14 protein-coding genes are annotated in these 18,495 nt (G+C 66.4%); 7 read left to right on the top strand and 7 right to left on the bottom strand.

Annotated elements, in window-relative coordinates; genetic code table 11:
• Window positions 1-151: 151 nt before the first annotated feature.
• The 4 genes from ACYQOP_RS12355 to ACYQOP_RS12340 form a co-directional block, all read right to left on the bottom strand.
• On the bottom strand, window positions 152-1,228 hold the full coding sequence (locus ACYQOP_RS12355) for a glycosyltransferase (protein WP_461222541.1): 1,077 nt from the start codon (window positions 1,226-1,228) through the stop codon (window positions 152-154).
• Window positions 1,225-2,340, bottom strand: coding sequence for a glycosyltransferase family 2 protein (locus ACYQOP_RS12350; protein WP_461222540.1), 1,116 nt, complete (start codon window positions 2,338-2,340; stop codon window positions 1,225-1,227). Before ACYQOP_RS12350 ends, ACYQOP_RS12355 begins: the two co-directional genes overlap by 4 nt.
• Window positions 2,333-3,442, bottom strand: coding sequence for a glycosyltransferase family 4 protein (locus tag ACYQOP_RS12345; RefSeq protein ID WP_056425992.1), 1,110 nt, complete (start codon window positions 3,440-3,442; stop codon window positions 2,333-2,335). Before ACYQOP_RS12345 ends, ACYQOP_RS12350 begins: the two co-directional genes overlap by 8 nt.
• A 209-nt stretch (window positions 3,443-3,651) precedes the next feature.
• Window positions 3,652-4,038, bottom strand: a complete 387-nt coding sequence (locus ACYQOP_RS12340; protein ID WP_461222539.1) for a tautomerase family protein — start codon at window positions 4,036-4,038, stop codon at window positions 3,652-3,654.
• Window positions 4,039-4,153: 115 nt separating this feature from the next.
• On the opposite strand from ACYQOP_RS12340, the gene ACYQOP_RS12335 reads away from it, so the two are divergent.
• The 5 genes from ACYQOP_RS12335 to ACYQOP_RS12315 all read left to right on the top strand — a co-directional run bounded on the left by ACYQOP_RS12335 (window position 4,154) and on the right by ACYQOP_RS12315 (window position 8,785).
• The gene (locus ACYQOP_RS12335) at window positions 4,154-5,056 is read left to right on the top strand and encodes a LysR substrate-binding domain-containing protein (protein ID WP_461222538.1); all 903 of its coding nucleotides are present in this window, start codon (window positions 4,154-4,156) and stop codon (window positions 5,054-5,056) included.
• Between the two features lie 220 nt (window positions 5,057-5,276).
• Window positions 5,277-5,576: a hypothetical protein gene (locus ACYQOP_RS12330; RefSeq protein ID WP_461222537.1), complete on the top strand. Its 300-nt coding sequence runs from the start codon at window positions 5,277-5,279 to the stop codon at window positions 5,574-5,576.
• Between the two features lie 336 nt (window positions 5,577-5,912).
• Window positions 5,913-7,406 (top strand): HWE histidine kinase domain-containing protein, encoded by a 1,494-nt coding sequence (locus ACYQOP_RS12325; RefSeq protein WP_461222536.1) that lies wholly within the window; start codon window positions 5,913-5,915, stop codon window positions 7,404-7,406.
• Window positions 7,407-7,464: 58 nt separating this feature from the next.
• Window positions 7,465-8,070 (top strand): sulfite oxidase-like oxidoreductase, encoded by a 606-nt coding sequence (locus ACYQOP_RS12320; RefSeq protein WP_461222535.1) that lies wholly within the window; start codon window positions 7,465-7,467, stop codon window positions 8,068-8,070.
• Entirely contained in the window at window positions 8,063-8,785 is a 723-nt protein-coding gene (locus ACYQOP_RS12315) for an FAD-binding oxidoreductase (protein ID WP_461225296.1), read from the top strand. The genes ACYQOP_RS12320 and ACYQOP_RS12315 overlap by 8 nt, the downstream gene beginning before the upstream one ends.
• A 673-nt stretch (window positions 8,786-9,458) precedes the next feature.
• Here ACYQOP_RS12315 and ACYQOP_RS12310 read toward each other — a convergent pair.
• Together ACYQOP_RS12310 and ACYQOP_RS12305 are read right to left on the bottom strand one after the other, a co-directional pair.
• Complete coding sequence (locus tag ACYQOP_RS12310; RefSeq protein WP_461222534.1) at window positions 9,459-10,553, bottom strand: NAD(P)/FAD-dependent oxidoreductase; 1,095 nt, start codon at window positions 10,551-10,553, stop codon at window positions 9,459-9,461.
• A gap of 144 nt (window positions 10,554-10,697) precedes the next feature.
• Complete coding sequence (locus ACYQOP_RS12305; RefSeq protein WP_461222533.1) at window positions 10,698-11,942, bottom strand: acyltransferase family protein; 1,245 nt, start codon at window positions 11,940-11,942, stop codon at window positions 10,698-10,700.
• Between the two features lie 759 nt (window positions 11,943-12,701).
• On the opposite strand from ACYQOP_RS12305, the gene ACYQOP_RS12300 reads away from it, so the two are divergent.
• Window positions 12,702-14,717 (top strand): right-handed parallel beta-helix repeat-containing protein, encoded by a 2,016-nt coding sequence (locus ACYQOP_RS12300; RefSeq protein ID WP_461222532.1) that lies wholly within the window; start codon window positions 12,702-12,704, stop codon window positions 14,715-14,717.
• Window positions 14,718-15,152: 435 nt separating this feature from the next.
• The gene (locus tag ACYQOP_RS12295) at window positions 15,153-16,868 is read left to right on the top strand and encodes a DEAD/DEAH box helicase (protein ID WP_461222531.1); all 1,716 of its coding nucleotides are present in this window, start codon (window positions 15,153-15,155) and stop codon (window positions 16,866-16,868) included.
• A 29-nt stretch (window positions 16,869-16,897) separates the two neighbouring features.
• On the opposite strand, the gene ACYQOP_RS12290 is transcribed toward ACYQOP_RS12295, so the two are convergent.
• Entirely contained in the window at window positions 16,898-18,256 is a 1,359-nt protein-coding gene (locus ACYQOP_RS12290) for an IS4 family transposase (protein WP_461222530.1), read from the bottom strand.
• Between the last annotated feature and the right edge of the window lie 239 nt (window positions 18,257-18,495).

Below are 18,495 nucleotides of genomic sequence, written 5' to 3'. Positions count from 1 at the left end.
CACCCTTCACCTCATCCTAATGCGCCGGAGCGTAGCGGAGGCTTTGAGGGAGCCCTCCAGTGGCCGATGCGGTCCCTGGAAGCCTCCTTCGAGGCCGCTCCGCGGCGCCTCAGGGTGAGGCGGAGGATTGGACCAACACCTCAAACAGGCACTAAATCCGAGGCGCGCGACGCTGCTCGATTCCCTGAATGACGTCTTCGATGATCGCGACCGTGCGGCCGAGGGCGTCGGCCTGGACCAACCCGCCGATCACCTCCGGATCGAGCGCGAGGCCCGCTTGAATCAATGCCGGCCATTCCGAGGCGTCGGGCCATTCCGTGCGGACGATGGCCGCGCCGAGAGCCGCCAAAGCCTCCGCTTTCGCCGTCTGTTCGTCAAAGGCGCGGGGTTCCGGCAGGCAGAGGAAGCGCTTGGCCCGCGTCGCTACCGCCGCGACGACGCCGTCGCCGCCGCCGCCGATCACTAAGGCGGCGCGGTCGAGATAGGGGCCGGTCTCGGCGACCCAGCCATGGAGATGCAGGTTCGGCGGGAGATCGGCGGTCGGTGCCTCCACCGGACCGAGAACGTGCCAGTGCCGGTCGGGCACGGCACGCGCGGCGGCCGCGAGGTCGGAGACCGAGCCGCCGGCCCCGCCTCGCCCGTAGATCACCGCGATGGAGCCGTCTTCCGACGCGCCTGCCTTGGGGGCATCGGCCAGGAAGCCGGCATAGAGGGTCTTCGCCCGCACCCAGTCCGGCGTTCCGGCCGTCTCGATCTCGGGCGGGTTAAAGGCGAGGAGGCGCTCCGCCGAGCGGAAGCCTTCGAGATGCGGAATGTCGGTGCGGTTCCCAGCGAGGCGCACCACCAGGGTCGGCACCGAGAGGAGCCGCGCGAGGAGCGTCACCTCCACCGACACGTCGACGATGAGCAGGGCCGGATCGGTCTTCGCCATCCAGTCGGCGAGCATCCCCATCCGGGCGCGGATGCGGTCGATTCCCACAGGGACGTAATGGAAGCAGTCCGGCCGGATCGCCTCGCCGTCCTGGCCGTCGAAGCCGGTGAGGCGGTCGTCGGGCAAATCTAGGATCGCCCCGTTGGCGCGCGAGGTGTCGATCTCGGCGAAGGTGCCGATGAGGGTCACCGGCCGGTCCAGGCGGGCGGCGATGAGATTCGCGCGCTGCCAGTGACCGGCGCCCTGATGGTGGACATAGTAGCCGACGGGACGCCGGTGCGCCGCCGCCTCGCTCACGCGACGCGCGCCGTACGCCTGTCGATCAGCCGGGCGAGCAGGGCATCGAGCCCCGCGATGGCCTCGTCGAGGGGGACATGGGCCGGCTCCGGCCCGATATCGCCGACCCGCTCTCCCACGCGCTCGGCGAAGGCGATGGCGTTGACGCAGGTCCCCGGTTGGATCGCTGCGATATCCTCCGCCGAGACGCCGAGCGCGCGTAAGCCGGCTTCCGGGCCGCCCTTGGCGCTCCAGGCGAGGCGGAACGCGCGCTGGCGCTCGATCACGGCCAGCCAATGGCTGGCGGGCGGGAGACGATACTCTTCCACACCGGCGACGACGCGGGCGCGGCGAGCCATCTCGGTGGCCATCCCGCCGGTGACGCGGCCGGTGCCGCGATCGGACACCGAGATCGAGACATGGGGGCAATGGCGCACGCGGCCGCCCGCGAGGCGGACCTTGGCGACCAGCGCGTTGTCCTCGCCGCAGGGAATCGCGGGCAGCCCGCCGACCTCGCGGTAGAGCGCGGCGCGAAGCGCCAGGCTCGCCGCCACATGGTCGCCATGGCGAGGCGCGGGATCGTGGGCGGGGGGATCGATGGCCTCTTCGAGGGCGCGCACCGCGACCCAGTATTGTTCGATCCGGCGATGGAGCGCGTGGATCTCCGGGTCCCGGTTCTCGCTCTCCTCCGTCTCGATGACGAGACGGCCGCCCACGAGTTCGGAATTTTCCAGGGCCGCCAGATTGGCTCGGGCCCAGCCGGGCGCGGCGACGGCGTCAGCATCGGTGCTGAGGAGCACGGCGTCCTCGACGCCGTCGGAATCCAGCCAGTCGGCCCCCGCATCCAGCGCCATCCGGCGGGCCGTGCCCACATGGGCCACCTCACGCGGCACCACCGCTTCGATCACCCGGAGATCGAGATGGCGCGTCTCGCCGTTGCGCTCCATCTCGCGGATCAGCGACACCGTTTCGTCGGTGCAGTTATTGGCCAGGATCACGACACGCAGCAGCGCGCCGTCTCCCGATCCGATCTGCCGGTCGAGGGAGCGCACGAGGCGCGGCAGCACCTCGGCTTCGTTGCGGGCGGGCACGCAGACGACGGCCCGGCCGAGGGAGAGCGGGTTGTTACGCATTGTCGAGAAGCGATGCGCGAGCGCCGGCCGGGACCGGACGGACGGAGACGGGGGTCGACCAGCGGCGGATTTCGGCATGGTACATCGCCTCGTAGCGGTCGGTCATGGTGTCGGCGTCGAACAGGTGCTCGGCCCGGCGGCGGCAATCGTGCCGGTCGAGGCGGATGGCGCGGGCGAGCGCACGGCCGAGATCCACCGGATCGTCGGCGACGGCGAGAACGCCCGACGTCTCGTCCAGGATGTCGGGGATGGCGCCGCGGGCGAAGGCCGCGACCGGCGTGCCGCAGGCCAGGAACTCGGCCAGCACGAGGCCGAACGGTTCCTCCCAGCGCGGCGTGCACAGGGCCACATGGGCCTCGCCGACGCGGCGGGCGAGTTCGGCATGGCCGAGATGGCCGAGATAGGTGATGTCCGGGCCGAGGCGCGGCGCGATCTCGGCGTCCCAATAGGCGCGGTTGCTCTGGGGGCCGGCGAATTTGAGGGGGATGCCGGCGACACGGGCGGCGTCGATGGCGAGATGCGGCCCCTTCTCGGGGACGAGGCGTCCCATCCAGATCGCATGGGGCTCGCCCTTGGGGACGGGCGAATAGGCGAAGGCGTCGAGATCGATGCCGTTGCCGATCACCAGCGGCTCGTCGATGAGCGGCAGCCACTCGCGCGCCAGGGATTCCGAGACGGCGGCGAAGGTCATGTCGTCCGCCCGCGCCTTCACGCCGCGCACGAAGGGCTCGAAGGGCGGCGTGTGCAACGCCGTCACCATCGGCGCGCCGAGGTCGCGGGCGCGCAGCAACGGCAGGTAATGCAGGCTGTTGTTGTGAATGATGTCGAAGTCGCCGCGCGCCACATCCGCCACCATCGCCTCGTAGGCGGCGAGCTCGGCGCGGTCGATCCGCAGGGCGGATTCGTCGTCGACGGCGCTGCCGGTGGGCGGGCAGACCGCCTTCAGGCATCCGCGCGCATCCGACCCTTCGGAGGCGTAGAGCGTCACGCTGTGCCCGCGGGCACGCAGGGTGCTCGCGAGCAGATGCGTGTGCATCTCGAGCCCTCCCGAGAAGGGCTGGGCGATGGGATATTTGAGGTGAGCGAGGAGGGCGATCTTCACGGGGCTGCAGACATCACTTCTCGAGTGTCCTACGCCGCGAGTGACGCGGCCGACGGACACTGGAGTGCCCCCACGGTCCCGTTCGACGCGACAGTAAGGCCGGCAAAGGCCTCTACCGTGCTCATCTAGGATGACACAGGTGAACGTCGCCCGAACGAGGTCGGCAATATGCCGATTGTCCGAACCCGTACCATCCGGCCCGCCGAATCTCAGCGCGCCAGCCGCCGGTGTTCCTGGGTCAGGCCGTCATAGCCCCAAGACTCGGCCGCGATTTCCTGGACCACCACGTAGGTCGCCAGCGGCAACCCATCCCCCAGCACCCGACGCAGCAGGGCATTGGCCTCCGCGATGAAGCGGGCCTTCTGTTCGGCATCGTTGGTGCCCGCCGTCACGGCCGCCTGAATGTGCGCGGCGCAGCCCAGCGGCCGGGCTCCCACCTGCCATCCCTGCAGCGGCACCTCTTCCACCAACACCGACGTCAGGTCAGCGTTCTTGCCGAGCACCCCGGCCATCAGCTCCGTCACGCCGCGATGCAGGCTGTCGAACTGCTCCGCAGCGATGGCCGGACCGGCGATCTTCACATTCACGAACGGCATCAGGTCTTCCCTCCCCTTCGGATCGCGGACGCTCCGCGATTGACGGTCGAATGGTGACCCCTCAAGATGATTTGGAAAATCTCGTAATTCTGAAGCGTCCGTTCGGAAAAACTCAATGGTCCTGCCGGTCAACCTCGATATGGACGTGTTGCGGTCCTTCGCGGTCGGGATCGATCTCGGCAGCTTCGCCAGGGCCGCCTCGCGGCTCGGCCGTTCGCCTTCCGCGATCAGCCTGCAATTGCGCAAGCTCGAGGATCAGGTCGGCCAGCAACTCGTGCAGAAGCATGGGCGCGGGCTCGTCCTCACCGAGGCGGGCGAGATGATGCTGGGCTATGCTCGCAGGCTGCTCGACCTGAACGATGCCGCCGTGAGCGCCCTCGGCTCGCCAGCCCTCACGGGTAGCGTTCGCATCGGCCTGCCCCAGGATTTCGCCGAGACCTGGCTGCCGGAGACGCTCGGCCGTTTCGCGCGCCTGCATCCCGGCGTCAGGATCGACGCCCATGTGGATCGAAACGCCATCCTGCGACCCTGCCTGGAGGCCGGGGAGCTCGACCTCGCCCTTCTCTGGGACGAGGATGGCGTCGAGCGGGATGGCACCGTCATCGGAACCCTGCCGATGGCCTGGATCGGGCCACGCCACGGCATCGTGCATAGCGCGGACCGTCCACTCCCGCTGATCCTGTTCGGATCGCCCTGCATCTTCCGGCACGCGGCCCTCGAAGCGCTCGACGCGGCCTGCATTCCCTGGCGGATCTCGTTCAGCAGTCCGGGGCTCGCCGGCCTGTGGGCGGCTGTCTCGGCCGGGCTCGGCCTGACCGTGCGCACGCCCCATGGCCTGCCTGTGTCCCTCGAGGCGCTCGATCCCTTAAACGCGGGCCTGCCGCCTCTGCCCTCCCTCTCGTTGAGGCTGCTCACGGCGCCGGCGGTGAAAAATCCAGCGGTAGAACGCTTGGCAAGTCTTCTCCGCGAGGTTCTGACCGATACGATAGACGTCAAGAATCACCAGATAACAGCATGATTCGACTATGGTTTCGAGCCCTGAACCATCAATGGAACCGCCTTTTGTGCGGCGCAAAACAATTCTCGAAACAACCGTCAGAGCGCTGCAGGAAATGGTGGCGGACGTTACGCATGACCTGCAATTTTGTCCTTATAGATGCGGGACAATCCGGAAAAATATTGGAACGAATGACGGATGCCATCCATTACGACCTAAGAAATACTTCCTGGAGGAACAGATGCGACAGATTTCCAAGCTCATCGGCGCCAGCGCCATCGTGATGCTCAGCTCCGCCATGGCTTTCGCCGCTCCCTGTGCCACCGGCTCCACGGCGGATGGGAAGGCGGCCATGAACGACAAGAGCTCGAAGGTCGATCCCGGCGCGACCGGCAATGTCAGCCCCGGCGCGAAGGCTGAGTCGCCCGGTACGGTCGGCGCCATGAACAATGTCGGTGCCAACACCGCGACCTCGGCCTCGGACGTCGCCAAGCAGCAGGACGGCAAGCCCACGGCCGCAGATGCCACCAAAGGCTGCTGAACGCCCCTTCACCGATCGTCAGGACGCCCGCCCGGTTCGACCGCGGCGGGCGTTCCGCGTTCCGGGCAGCGTCCCGGCGTCTGAAAGCGTCGATCGCGTCAAACAGCACCGCTTCAGCCAAAGGACCGGTGTTCTGTATGTAAACATACACGAATCAAGGCGAAATAACGGCCAGGGAACTCTTCACGAGAGAGCTGTCAGATAAGTCGAGATGAAGCCTTGCTTAAGCTTAGCTCACGCGTACAACGAATAATGTCCGAATCGCTTCATCGCGCACGGGTCGGATTCTAGGTCGAGGCAACGCGTGAGACATTGGACCATCCTGGGCGCCGTATCATGATCCGGTTTTCCGAACAGGAGCGGATCGCCTCGGAGATCGCCCGCACCGTCGACGGACCGGACCCTTTCGCCGCGGCCCTCCGGGCCACGCGGATGCCGATGGTCATCGCCGACCCGAACCTGCCGGACATCCCCATCGTCTTCGTGAATGCCGCTTTCGAGCGCGCCACCGGCTACTCCCGCGACGAGATCCTCGGCCGGAACCGCCGGTTCCTTCAGGGCCCGAAGACCGATCCGGCGGCCGTTGCCCGCATTCGCGATGCCATCGACAGAGCCGTTCCGATCGAGATCGACCTGCTCAACCATCGCAAGAACGGAGAGGTTTTCTGGAACCGCCTCCTCATCGCGCCGGTCTTCGATTCGCAACGCAAGGTGGCGTATTTCTTCGCCTCGCAATACGACGTGACCTTGGAGAAAGACCGTCTGGTCCGGTTGCAGAACGACCACGACGAGCTGGAGGCCGAGGTGGAGCGCCGCACCGTCGCGCTTCGCCGCAGCGAGACGAATCTGCGCTTCGCGCTCACCGCCGGCCAGATCGGCTCATGGAGCCTCGATCTCGTCGCGATGACGCTCGAGACGTCCGACCACTTCCGGGCGAATTTCGGTCGGGATCCCGATGAGCCGTTCAGCTACGGCGAGATGAGCGCCGCGATCCATCCCGGTGACCGCGAACGGATGAAGGCGCAGATGCGCCGATCCATCGAGCAGAACATCGATTACGATATCGAGTACCGGGTCGTCACGCCGTCCGGTGACCTGCGCTGGGTCCATATCCGCGGGCAGACCGTCTACCGTCCCGATGGAACGCCCGTCAGCATGGCCGGGGTGTCCCTCGACATCACCGCACGCAAACACGCGGAAGAGCATCGCTCGCTCCTCGCCGGCGAATTGACCCATCGGGTGAAGAACACCCTCACTCTGATCCAGTCGATCATCCGCCAGACCCTGCGAACCGCCCCCACCCTGGAGGAGGCGGGCCGGTCTCTCGAAGCCCGGGTGGTGTCGCTTGCCGCGGCGAACGATGTGCTGACCGAGGAGGCCTGGGACAGCGCCTCCATCGCCGACATCGCCGAACGCGCCCTCGCCCCGTTCCAGAGCAAGGGGCGGGAGCGCGTGCATGTCGAGGGCGGCGAAATCAGGCTGCCGCCGCGCGGTGCCCTGGCGCTCGCCATGGCGCTGCACGAACTCGCCACCAACGCGGTGAAATACGGGGCCTTGTCCAACGATACCGGCCTGGTCCGGCTGTCCTGGAGCCTCCTCGACGACACGGCGTCCTTCTCCTTCCGCGTTCTCTGGCAGGAGACAGGCGGTCCTCCGGTGGCCGTGCCGACACGAAAGGGCTTCGGATCGCGGCTGATCGAGCGGGCTCTGGCACAGGAGATCGACGGCACGGCGAAGATCTCGTACCGGCCGGAGGGTATTCTCTTCGTGGCCGAAGGCATCCTGCCGGGACATCCGCAGGATGAGGGCGAGTCTCCGGGCTCCGCTTGACCCGCTGGTTCTGAAGCTCGAAGGAAGTCGCACGGCAAGCGCGACGACGGAGACGAGCATGGCCACACGCGGTTTCACGGGACGACGGCCACCGGAGGCGACGCAGGAGCGGCTTCCGCCGGGCCAGTATCTCGAACAGGACTTCCCGGTTCTGCAGATCGGTCCGAACCCGCGCATCGACATGGACAGCTGGAGCTTCACCCTGCGTGAGGGCTCGCGGCCCATCAAGAGCTGGAACTGGGACGAGTTCTCCGCCCTGCCCCGGACCTCCTGGCGCGGCGACATCCACTGCGTGACGAAATGGTCGAAGTTCGACACCGGCTGGGAGGGCGTCAGCATCGACGACATCCTCGCGGCGGCGGGGATCTCGGCACCGACGGACTATCTGCTCGCCGAGGGCTACGACGATTATACCACCAACGTGCCGGTCGCCGATCTCACCGGCCCCAAGGCCATGGTGGCGACCCATTACGAGGGGCAGCCGATCGAACCCGACCATGGCGGCCCGGCCCGGCTCTTGGTGCCGCACCTGTATTTCTGGAAGAGCGCCAAATGGGTGAAAGGCCTGCGCTTCACCAAGAAGGACGAGGGCGGCTTCTGGGAGCTGCGCGGCTATCACATGTACGGCGATCCCTGGCGTGAGCAGCGCTTCACCGGTGATTGATCCCGCCGCGCGGCCCCTCCCCTGGCAACAAGCCACCCTCCTCGCCATCAAGCCGGTGACGCGGCGGGTGAAGAGCTACCGGTTCCGGACCGCTTTCGACCGGCCGATGCTGGCCGGACAGCATGTGGACGTGCGCCTGACGGCTCCCGACGGCTACCAGGCCCAGCGCAGCTACTCCATCGCCTCGGCGCCAGGTACGGACGGCACGATCGAACTGATGATCGAGGGCCTGCCCGAAGGCGAAGTCTCGGGCTTCTTCGATTCCGTGGCGGAGATCGGCGACACGATCGAGCTGCGCGGCCCCATCGGCGGCTCGTTCGTCTGGCGCCCGGAGGATGGCGGCCCCCTCCTCCTCGTCGGCGGCGGGTCCGGCGTGGTGCCGCTGCTGGCGATGCTGCGCCACCGCGCGGCGGCGGCGGCTCAGGTGCCCGCCCTGCTGCTCTACTCGGTGCGAGAGGCGGATGAAGCGATCGCCGCGGAGGAACTGGCTGTCCGCGCCCGTGACGAGGCGCATTTCGACCTGATGCTCAATCTGACGCGCGCCGGTGGCCGCCGGATCGACGGGGCGATGATCGGCGAAGCGTTGGGCAAGCTCGGGGCTCCGCGCCACGTCTATATCTGCGGCGGAAACGCCTTCGTCGGCAACGCGGCGGACCTGCTCCTCGATGTCGGGTTGGAACCGGGACGCATCAGGACCGAACGTTTCGGCGGCTGAGCGCACAGGCAAACGCTGGCGGGCCGGGGGCGCCCTACGCCCAATGGCGCGCCCACAATGCCACGCCCCCACCGACGGCGAGGGCCAGGAGCGGGGTCACCACAAAGGCGACGAATTGGATCTCGGTCATGGCTTGAGGCCTTTCAGGACCATGCGCGCTAGGGCGTGAAGCCGGACGCTGCATCTCAGGACGATTGCGCGCCCAGCAGAAGTGTCAACGGGCCGACGCCCCGTCCTCAGGCCTACGATAGTCACACATCCCACAGGAGACGCGGGTCCCCTCTCCTGGAAGGAGAGGGACAGGGTGAGGTGAGTGAGCTTTCCGGAGATGGACCACACCTCACCCTAGCCCTCTCCTTCCAGGCAGGGCGATCGCATATGCCGAATTGCCTGTCAGAAACCCGCTGGCACCACCCCGTCATCCCGGGTCCGCGCAGCGGAGCCCGGGATCCAGAAACACAAGTGGTGCAGGACTTTACACTGTCAGCGGCTCTGGATTGCACGCCTCTGGCGCGGCCCTCCGGGTCCGGGCTCGCCTGTGGCGACCCGGAATGACGGCGTGGTGCCATATGCGATCGCCCTGCCTTCCAGGATAGGGAGCACGTCGCGCTTCGGGTTGAACCCTCTCGGATGAAGGAAAAGCCAGCGGGGAGATGTGGGAATCCGGTAGCCCTCACGCCTCGGCCCCGACCAGCCGATCCGCCACCTCCTCGGCCAGCGACAGGCTCGATGTGAGGCCGGGGCTCTCGATGCCGAACAGGTGGACGAAATGCGGCAGGCCGTGCTCGGCCGGCCCGTCGATGAGAAAATCCGCCGCCGCCTCGCCCCGCCCGGTGAGTTTAGGGCGGATACCGGCGTAATCCGGCGTCAGCGCATCCTTAGGCAGTCCCGGCCAATAGCGGCGGATGGCATGGGCGAAGATTTCGGTGCGGGCCGGATCGATCGCGTAGTCCGGCGCGTCAACCCACTCCACATCCGGCCCGAAGCGCATCCGACCGGCGAGGTCGAGGGTGAGATGGATGCCGAGCCCGCCCTCCATCGGGGCGGGATAGATCAGCCGCGAGAAGGCCGGACGGCCGAGGCATCCGAAATAGCTGCCCTTGGCGAGGACCTGCCTCGGGATGCGCTCGCCCGGATAGGGCTCGACCGCCCGCGCCACGGCCTGCGCGCCGAGGCCGGCGGCATTGACGACGGCGTCGAAGGACAAGTCCTCGCCGCAGACCTCGACCTGCCAGGCGCCGGAATCGCGCCGGATCGCGCCGACCTGACTATGGAAGGCGATGGCCCCGCCGGCATCCTCGATATCCCCCTGCAGGGCGAGCATCAGGGCATGACTGTCGACGATGCCGGTCTCGGGCGAATGCAATGCCGCGACGCAGGCGAGGTTCGGCTCCAGGGCGCGGGCCTCCCGGCCCTCGATGAAGGCGAGGCCCTCGACGCCATTGGCCCGGCCGCGTTCGGCGATTCCCTCCAAGGCGGCCCGCTCGGGCTCGGAGGTGGCGACGATGAGCTTGCCCGGACGCGCATGGGGCACGCCGTGGCTCCGGCAGAACTCGTAGAGCATCCGGCGGCCACGCGTGCAGTGACGCGCCCGCAAGGAGCCGGCGGGATAGTACATGCCGCCATGGATGACCTCGGAACTGCGTGACGACACGCCGGTCCCGATGGCCCCTTCGGTCTCGGCGACGATGACGGAATGCCCGCGCCGGCCGAGGGCCCGCGCCACCGCGAGGCCGACGATTCCTGCGCCGATGACGAGCACGTCCATCAAGGTTCCTGCCTGAGAGTCTTCTTTGGCCCCATGCACCAGAGCCTCCCTTAGCAGGTCCCGGGGTACGACGGGGATGGGGCTTCTCGAAAGACCCCAGCCGGCCGTTGGAATCACCGACCATTCAGGTCCACCGACCCGATGCTACGGCCGGGCGGGAGATCGACGCCAGAAGCCAGTGAACACGTCCCTGACGCTTTGGGTCAGAGGGATTTCGATCTGACGATGCACGATCCAGGCAAGAATTCCGGCGAGCGCCACCGCACTAACGAATGCGGCCAACCTCAAATAGAGGCTCTGCGGATCGAAAGCTTTGAAGACAATCTTCTCGCAGAGTTGATAGGACAGGAAATGCGTCAGGTATAGCGCGTAGCTGCTGTTGCCCTGCTTTATGGCAAAGTCGGTTTTCAAGACGACGCCCTTGGTCTCCAGCAAGATCGCGGCGAGGACGAGTGAAGCTGCCGGCAGACCGAGGCCGATAAAGCGGGGAACGGTCGGCCAAAGAAACTCCGCCGCCAGCAAAAGACCGAAACTGGCGAGGCCCAAGGTGCCGATCATCGGGACGTTGAAAAGGCTAGGTAAGATCGCGACGTGTCGCGCGATGTAATAGATCCATATGCCTGCGACGAACTCAAGTATGATCGGGTCCGTATAAAACCGGCCGAGCGCATCCTCGGGGCGAAACATCGGTCCGAGGATCACGAGAGCGATCATGGCAAGGCTGAGACAAAGGTATCGATTTAATTCCGTCTGAATGTTCAGGCTCAGACAGAAGAGGCAATAAAAGAAGATCTCGTAGTTGAGCGTCCATCCGAGGAACAATACCGGCTGGATCAAGCCGTTCGATTTCTCAAACGGAATGAACGCCAGCGACATGAGCAGCTGCGCCGGCCCGGCATCGACACTGCGGAATAGAAAGGGCATCGATAGGGCCGTGAGAAAGACAGCGATTGTCATGAACCAGTATAGGGGAAGGACACGAACCAGTCGTTTGACGATGAATTGACGTGGGCTCACGTTCCGGCCGCCGGTGGTGTAGGCCATCACGAACCCGCTTATCACAAAGAATATATCGACACCCCAAGCCCCCATTGAATATTTCAGGTGCCCGAAAAGTAAGATTTGGCAGTGAAAGCCAACAACGAGATAGGCCGCGATCGCCCGCAATGTCTGGACATTGTATATCATCGGATCGTCTCCACTGAGATGATATGAACGATCGTTCGACGCTATCGAGGCGATTGCGTTTGACTGCTCCGATGGGAAGCGCACCGCCACCATCATCACTGCCGCGCGTTCTTCGAGAAAGTGCGCATCGGGGCTATCTCGGTCTTTAGCGAAGTAGCATCCGCCAATGCGGACGGCGGCAAGGCACGCCGTCACTGGCATCCGCGGTCACTTCGGACTCGGCGAAATCCGCCACGCCACATAGCCGCCGCCATGGCCGCGGTTGCGAAGGGCCGGGCTCAAGCGGTCGCGCACCAAGGGGTTCCGGGACCTCGACGGATGGGAAGCGGCATCCTGTGCGAGAGCCCCGTTTCCGTCCGGTAGTAATCATCCGCCACAATGCACGCACCGGCATACGACCCGCTTTTCAGGCGAGACCGGCGAACCTCGCGCCAATGATCGAAAATCATCCGTGACACATTTTGAACAAGATCTGCTCACTAAGATTTGTTGTGACAATAAAGAACTAGAATACTGAAGTGTACCGATCTGTACATTTGCCAATTGGCACAGAGGAAGTTCTTCTTAGTGCCGGCTGGTAATTCGTACGATCCGATTATTCGCTCATCAGTGCGACAATAATCTTGGGAATAGTGTCGGCAAACAACGCCGATGCTCATGGGGATCCGTGGCCAAAACAGCAGCGGATTGAGAGGGTCGGCATCAGGACCGGCCGCAGACACAACTGGAAATTGAATGCAGCATTCGCATCATCACGTCGCATCGTGCGACGACGCGCGTTCCGCCTCCGACACGGGCCTGGGATCGAGCCCGATATCCGACGTCGTTTCGGGACTTGCCGACGGCAGCGTCTCAAGCACGGTTCCGGTCATCGACAGCGCGGAACCCGCCTCCGACGTCCCTGTGGTGGTAGAGTCAGACGCCGGGGCGACATCCGCATCCAGCGCCAGCGCGGCTCCGTTGACACGCCACGATGGGACGATCGTCGCCAAGGAAGGCGATGTCATTCGCAACCTCGACATCTATGTCGATAGCGGTCCCGGCATCGATATCGACAACGTAAACAATGTGACGGTCGAGAACGTCCGCATCCATATCAATGGAAACGGCGGCACCGAGGAAGGCGCCGGCATCCGCATCATGCGGGGCAACAACGTCGATATCCAGAACGTGGAGGTGTTCAACGAGGGTGCACCCGAGACGGGCGCCGAGCGGACCCCGGACCATTACGGGATTTCGGCCTTCGAGGCCGAGGCTCTGAGCGTGACGAACGCGACGTTCCACGACACCTCGACGGGCGTCCTCGTGCAATACTCGCCGGGCGCCACACTCGAGGGCATCGAAGGCTACGATATGCGCGGGCCCTTCCCTCGCGGCCAGCTCGTACAATTCGGCGAGTCGCCGGACAGCAGCCTCAACAACTTCTACGTCCACAACGATCCGAAGGTCGCTTGGACCGAGGACAACATCTCGGTTTATTACAGCGACAACGTCACCGTCTCGAACGGCGTGATCGACGGCAACAATTCGCCGAGCGGTCAGGGGGTCATCTTCGAGGGGTCGAACAACGGCACCGCCCGCAACATCGATACGATCCATATGGGAAACGGCGCGTTCGCGGATTACGGCCAGAACAACACCTTCGATTCCACACGCTCCTTCGACAACATCGCAGAGGACCAGGGACGGGGAAATCCTCTCTCGAACGCGCTGCTCTGGGGCGTGAACGAAAATACGGTGGTGACCAATTCCTCGTATCAGAATGCGGGAAATCCGGGCAACATCGTCTGGGGAGAGGGCAATATCGGCGCCGGCATCGACGTCACCGAAGTGAACGGCCAGACGCCCATGGCCCATTACACGAACGCGTTCAGCGAAGGCTTCTCGGGTTCGGCACCCGAGGTCGACACTCCGGCTCCCATCCCCGAGGGGCCGGATGTAATGGTGCCCGACATCGGAGCGACGCCCTCGCCCGAAGAACCCCCGGTCGTCGCGCAGCCATCCGAGCCGGCACCCGTGGACGAGCCCCCGACCGAGGGCGGCAACGCTCCTCTCACGCGCCATGACGGGACGATCGTCGCCCAGGAAGGCGATGTCATTCGGGACATGGACATCTACGTCGATAGCGGTCCCGGCATCGACATCGATCGCGTGGACAATGTGACGGTCGAGAATGTCCGCATCCATTTCAATGGAAACGGCGGCACCGAGGAAGGCGCCGGCATCCGCGTCATGGATGGTGACAACGTCGATATCCAGAACGTGGAGGTCTTCAACGAGGGCGCACCCGAGACGGGCGCCGAACGGACCCCGGACCATTACGGGATCTCGGCCTTCGAAGCCGACGACCTGAGCGTAACGAACGCGACCTTCCACGACACCTCGACGGGCGTGCTCATCCAATACTCGCCGGGTGCGGAACTGGAGAACATCGAAGGCTACGATATGCGCGGGCCCTTCCCCCGCGGACAGCTCGTGCAGATGGGCCAGTCGCCGGACAGCAGCCTCAACAACTTCTACGTCCACAACGACCCGAACGTCGCTTGGACCGAGGACAACATCTCGATCTACTACAGCGACAACGTCACCGTCTCGAACGGCGTGATCGACGGCAACAATTCGCCGAGCGGTCAGGGAGTCATCTTCGAGGGGTCGAACAACGGTACCGTCCGCAACGTCGATACGATCCATATGGGCAACGGTGCGTTCGCGGATTACGGCCAGAACAACACCTTCGACTTCACGCGCTCCTTCGACAACATCGCGTCGGATCAGGGACGGGGAGATCCTCTCTCGAACGCGCTGCTCTGGGGCGTGAACGAAAATACGGTGGTGACCAATTCCTCGTATCAGAATGCGGGAAATCCGGGCAACATCGTCTGGGGAGAGGGCAATATCGGCGCCAATATCGACGTGGCCGAAGTGAACGGCCAGACGCCCATGGCCCATTTGACCAACGAGTTTACTTGGAGCTGATCCGATCCGTGTCTTCGGACGGGCCCAGGCTCGTTCGACATGCATGATGAACGATGCTCGGTGTGAACGGACACCGAGCATCTGATCTTACACAGCTGAACTCGAAACCAATGTGGGGTCCCGACAGGCAACCGTCGGGGCCCCCTTTCGTGTCGGACGTCGTTTTGGGCGATCCGCCTTCACCGATCGTGCCCGCATTGGCCGCGGTAAGGATTTGGATGGGAGGGTCCGCCCGGTGCCTTCGCCACGGGATGCACGCAAACCACGCTTGGAAGCATTGCAGCATGGGGCGTGGCGTCAGCGCCGCATTGCGGCTAGAAGCACACGCTCCGTAACCGAACGAGGCCGGACCCACGACCGGATGCAGCGACGTCGCCACTCAGGGTGACTCGAATCCGCAGGGTTTGCCTTGTCTGCCTGCAAGGCCTCTGCCCCGTGCCCTTTCCTACCCTGCCGGCCCCGCTCGTCCGAGCGCTCGAGGCCCGCAACTACGAAGACCCGACCCCCGTCCAGAGTGCCGTGATCGAGGCGGCGGCCCAGGGCCGCGACCTCCTCGTCTCGGCCCAGACCGGTTCCGGCAAGACCGTTGCCTATGGCCTCGCCTTCGCCGACACGCTCCTCGGCGATGCCGAGCGGCTCGATCCGCCCGGCCCGCCGCTGGCCCTCGTCATCGCCCCGACGCGCGAACTCGCGCTTCAGGTCCAGCGCGAGCTCGAATGGCTCTATGCCGAGACCGGAGCGCGCGTCATCGCCTGCGTCGGCGGCATGGACCCCCGCCGCGAGAGCCGGGCTCTCGCCGAGGGCGCCCATATCGTCGTCGGCACGCCGGGCCGCCTGCGCGACCATCTGGAGCGGCGCAACCTCGCCACCCAGAACCTGCGCGTCGCCGTCCTCGACGAGGCCGACGAGATGCTCGATCTCGGCTTCCGGGACGACCTCGAATTCATCCTCTCGGTGACCCCGAAGGAGCGGCGCACCCTGCTCTTCTCCGCGACCCTGCCGAAGGCCATCGCCAGTCTCGCCGAGCGCTACCAGAACGACGCCCTGCGCATCGCCGTGAAGGGCCAGGAGCGCGGCCATACCGACATCACCTACCGCGCCGTGCGGGTGGTACCGCGCGAGATCGAGCATGTGGTGGTCAACACCCTGCGCTACACCGATGCGCCCACCGCCATCGTCTTCTGCAACACCCGCAACGCCGTGCGGCACCTCCAGGCGGTGCTCACCGAGCGCGGCTTCTCGGCGGTGGCCCTGTCGGGCGAGCTCGGCCAGGGCGAGCGCAACGCCGCGCTCCAGGCCCTGCGTGACGGCCGCGCCAAGGTCTGCGTCGCCACCGACGTCGCCGCACGCGGCATCGACCTGCCGACGGTGAGCCTCGTCATCCATGCCGACCTGCCCCACGATGCCGAGGTGCTGCAGCACCGGTCCGGCCGGACGGGGCGCGCGGGCCGCAAGGGCACCAGCGTGCTGCTGATCCCGGCCTCCAAGCGCCGCCGCGCCGAGCAGATGCTGGCCATCGCCAAGGTCAATGCCGAATGGGCCGCCCCGCCCACGGCCGACGAGATCCGCCGCCTCGACGGCGAGCGTATGTGGCAGGACCCGCTCTTCACCGAGACGCCCTCCGAGGAAGACCTCGCCATGGGCGAGGCGCTGCTCGCCCAGCGCACGCCGCAGGAACTCGCCGCCGCTCTCGCCAAGATCTACCGTGCCCGCCTGCCCGAGCCCGAGGACGTGACCGATCCGGGCGCCGGCCCCGAGCGCAAGGAACGCAAGGTCTACGACCCCGCCGATTCGGCACGGATCGATGCGGAAGGCCCCTCGGTCTGGTTCCGGCTCAATCTCGGCCGTCGCGACAATGCCGACCCGCGCCGCCTCCTGCCGATGCTGACCCGTCGCGGCAATATCGGCCGCCAGGAGATCGGCGCCATCCGCATCTTCGACCGGGAGACCAAGTTCGAGATCCGTGGCGGCGCCGCCTCGCGCTTCGCCGCCACCTTCGCCAAGAACGGCTCGCCGGAAATCCAGGTCGAGGCGCTTCTCGGCGGCGAGCCCGAGCGTGAGGCCGAGGGCCTGAAGGGGTTCAAGAGCCCCCGCGCCGCCCGCCACGAGCGGGAAGCCGGCAAGAAGCCGCCGCAGCGCCGTCCGCGCTAAAAGGAACCGCGTTCCTCTCCCCCTTGTGGCTACAGGCTACACAGGTTTTGCTCTGTGTGATCGATGAGGGCTCCGGTCAGGGCGGCGGTGAAGCTTGCCCAGCCGCGTGCCATGATCTTGGGTCCTGGCGGCTTGCCGTAGCAGTTCCAGCCTCCGAAGCGGGCCACGATCCAACTCAGCCAGGCCAGGGACCCGGCCCGGTGAGGGTTGCGCTGGCGCGCCGTCGCCCGCTCCCGGCTCTGTCCCAGGGCCGCCACTACCGGGCGCGTGCTCGCGTCGAGCACGTCGCTCATCGGCCGCATTCCGCCATCGCGGGCGTCCACCAGCTGCAGGATCCGCACCGCCGCCCCCAGCGCCAGCACACTGAGCCGGAACAGTTTCGAGGGCACCCGCATCTGCGTCGCCTCCAGTTGCAGGCCGTCGTTCTTGAGGGCGCGGAACACCTCTTCGATGCGCCAGCGCAGACGGTAGAGGCGCACCACCTCCGCGGCCTGCGCCACCGTCTCCACCGGCAGCGTCGTCAGCAGATGCCAGCACAGTCCGCCCGCGGCGGGCCCCCCGACCTCGTCCACCCGCACCAGCCCCAACGTCAGAGCGGCCGGCGTTCCGGGCCCGGCACTGCCGGGGCGCGGCAGGCCCACCCGGCCCGCGCGCAGCGTCACCTGCGCCGTGCGCGCCGCCCGGCCGGGCGTGGCCGGGATGGGCACGGCCTCCCGCGCCAGCACCGGCCAGTCCTGCGACACCGCCAGCATCCGTCCACCCTCGACCAGCACCCGGTCGTGGCGCGCCCGAACCAGCAGGGCGCTGCCCGGCACCGCGCGCCCGGAGTGATCGGCAAAGTGCTCGTAGAGGTCCGCCTCCTGATCGGCCACCGAGACCACCTGCTCGGCCACCCCCGCCAGCGCCGTGTCCGCCGCCTGCGTCCCGACCAGCCAGCGCCGGCTCTCCTTCTCGCTCACGCCCCGGTTCCAGCGCAGCGCCACCGGCGCCGCCCCGCGCGTCCAGACCTGCGCATCGACGAGGCCGAGCACGGCCTCGTCCTGCGCGTCCACCGCCACCACCGGATGCATGAAGAAGCCCGGATGCCGGCCATCGCCGCCCGGCCCCAGACCATGCCGCCCGCCTGCCTCGCCAAAGCTCACCGCCGTCGTGTCCTGCACCGCCACCACACGCCGTCCCCGGCATGCCGCCACCGCCCGCTCGCGCAGGGCGGACAGGACCGTGGGAACGCTGCTCTGAGGCGAGGCCAGGTAGCGGTGTGCCGCGGCCGTGCCGGCGTGATCGCCCCCCACCACGCTCAGCACCACGCTCCCGGTCTCCACGATCCGCTCGAACAACCACGACCCCCGCGCCTGCGTCAGCGCGTTCCCGCCTCCGAAACCCGACATGCGCTCCTCCTCATCCAGGGGAAAAAGCGACAACGCTCAAAAGGACGCTCAGGCAAAACCTGTGTAGCCCGTAGCCCTTGTGGGGAGAGGTTAGGAGTGGGGGTGGCGCCGCTTGCCTCCGCAGCTTGAGGGTCGCCCAATCACCCCCACCTCCAACTCCTCCCCACAAGGGGGAGGAGAGCCGCGCATCCGGCAAAATGATTGCCTCCAATAGCGGCTCGCGGAGGGAGCAGGGCGCT

Source organism: Methylobacterium sp. CM6247, from assembly GCF_054817925.1.
The sequence above is the reverse complement of the archived record's forward strand: the minus strand, read 5'-3'. Positions and strand labels throughout refer to the sequence as shown.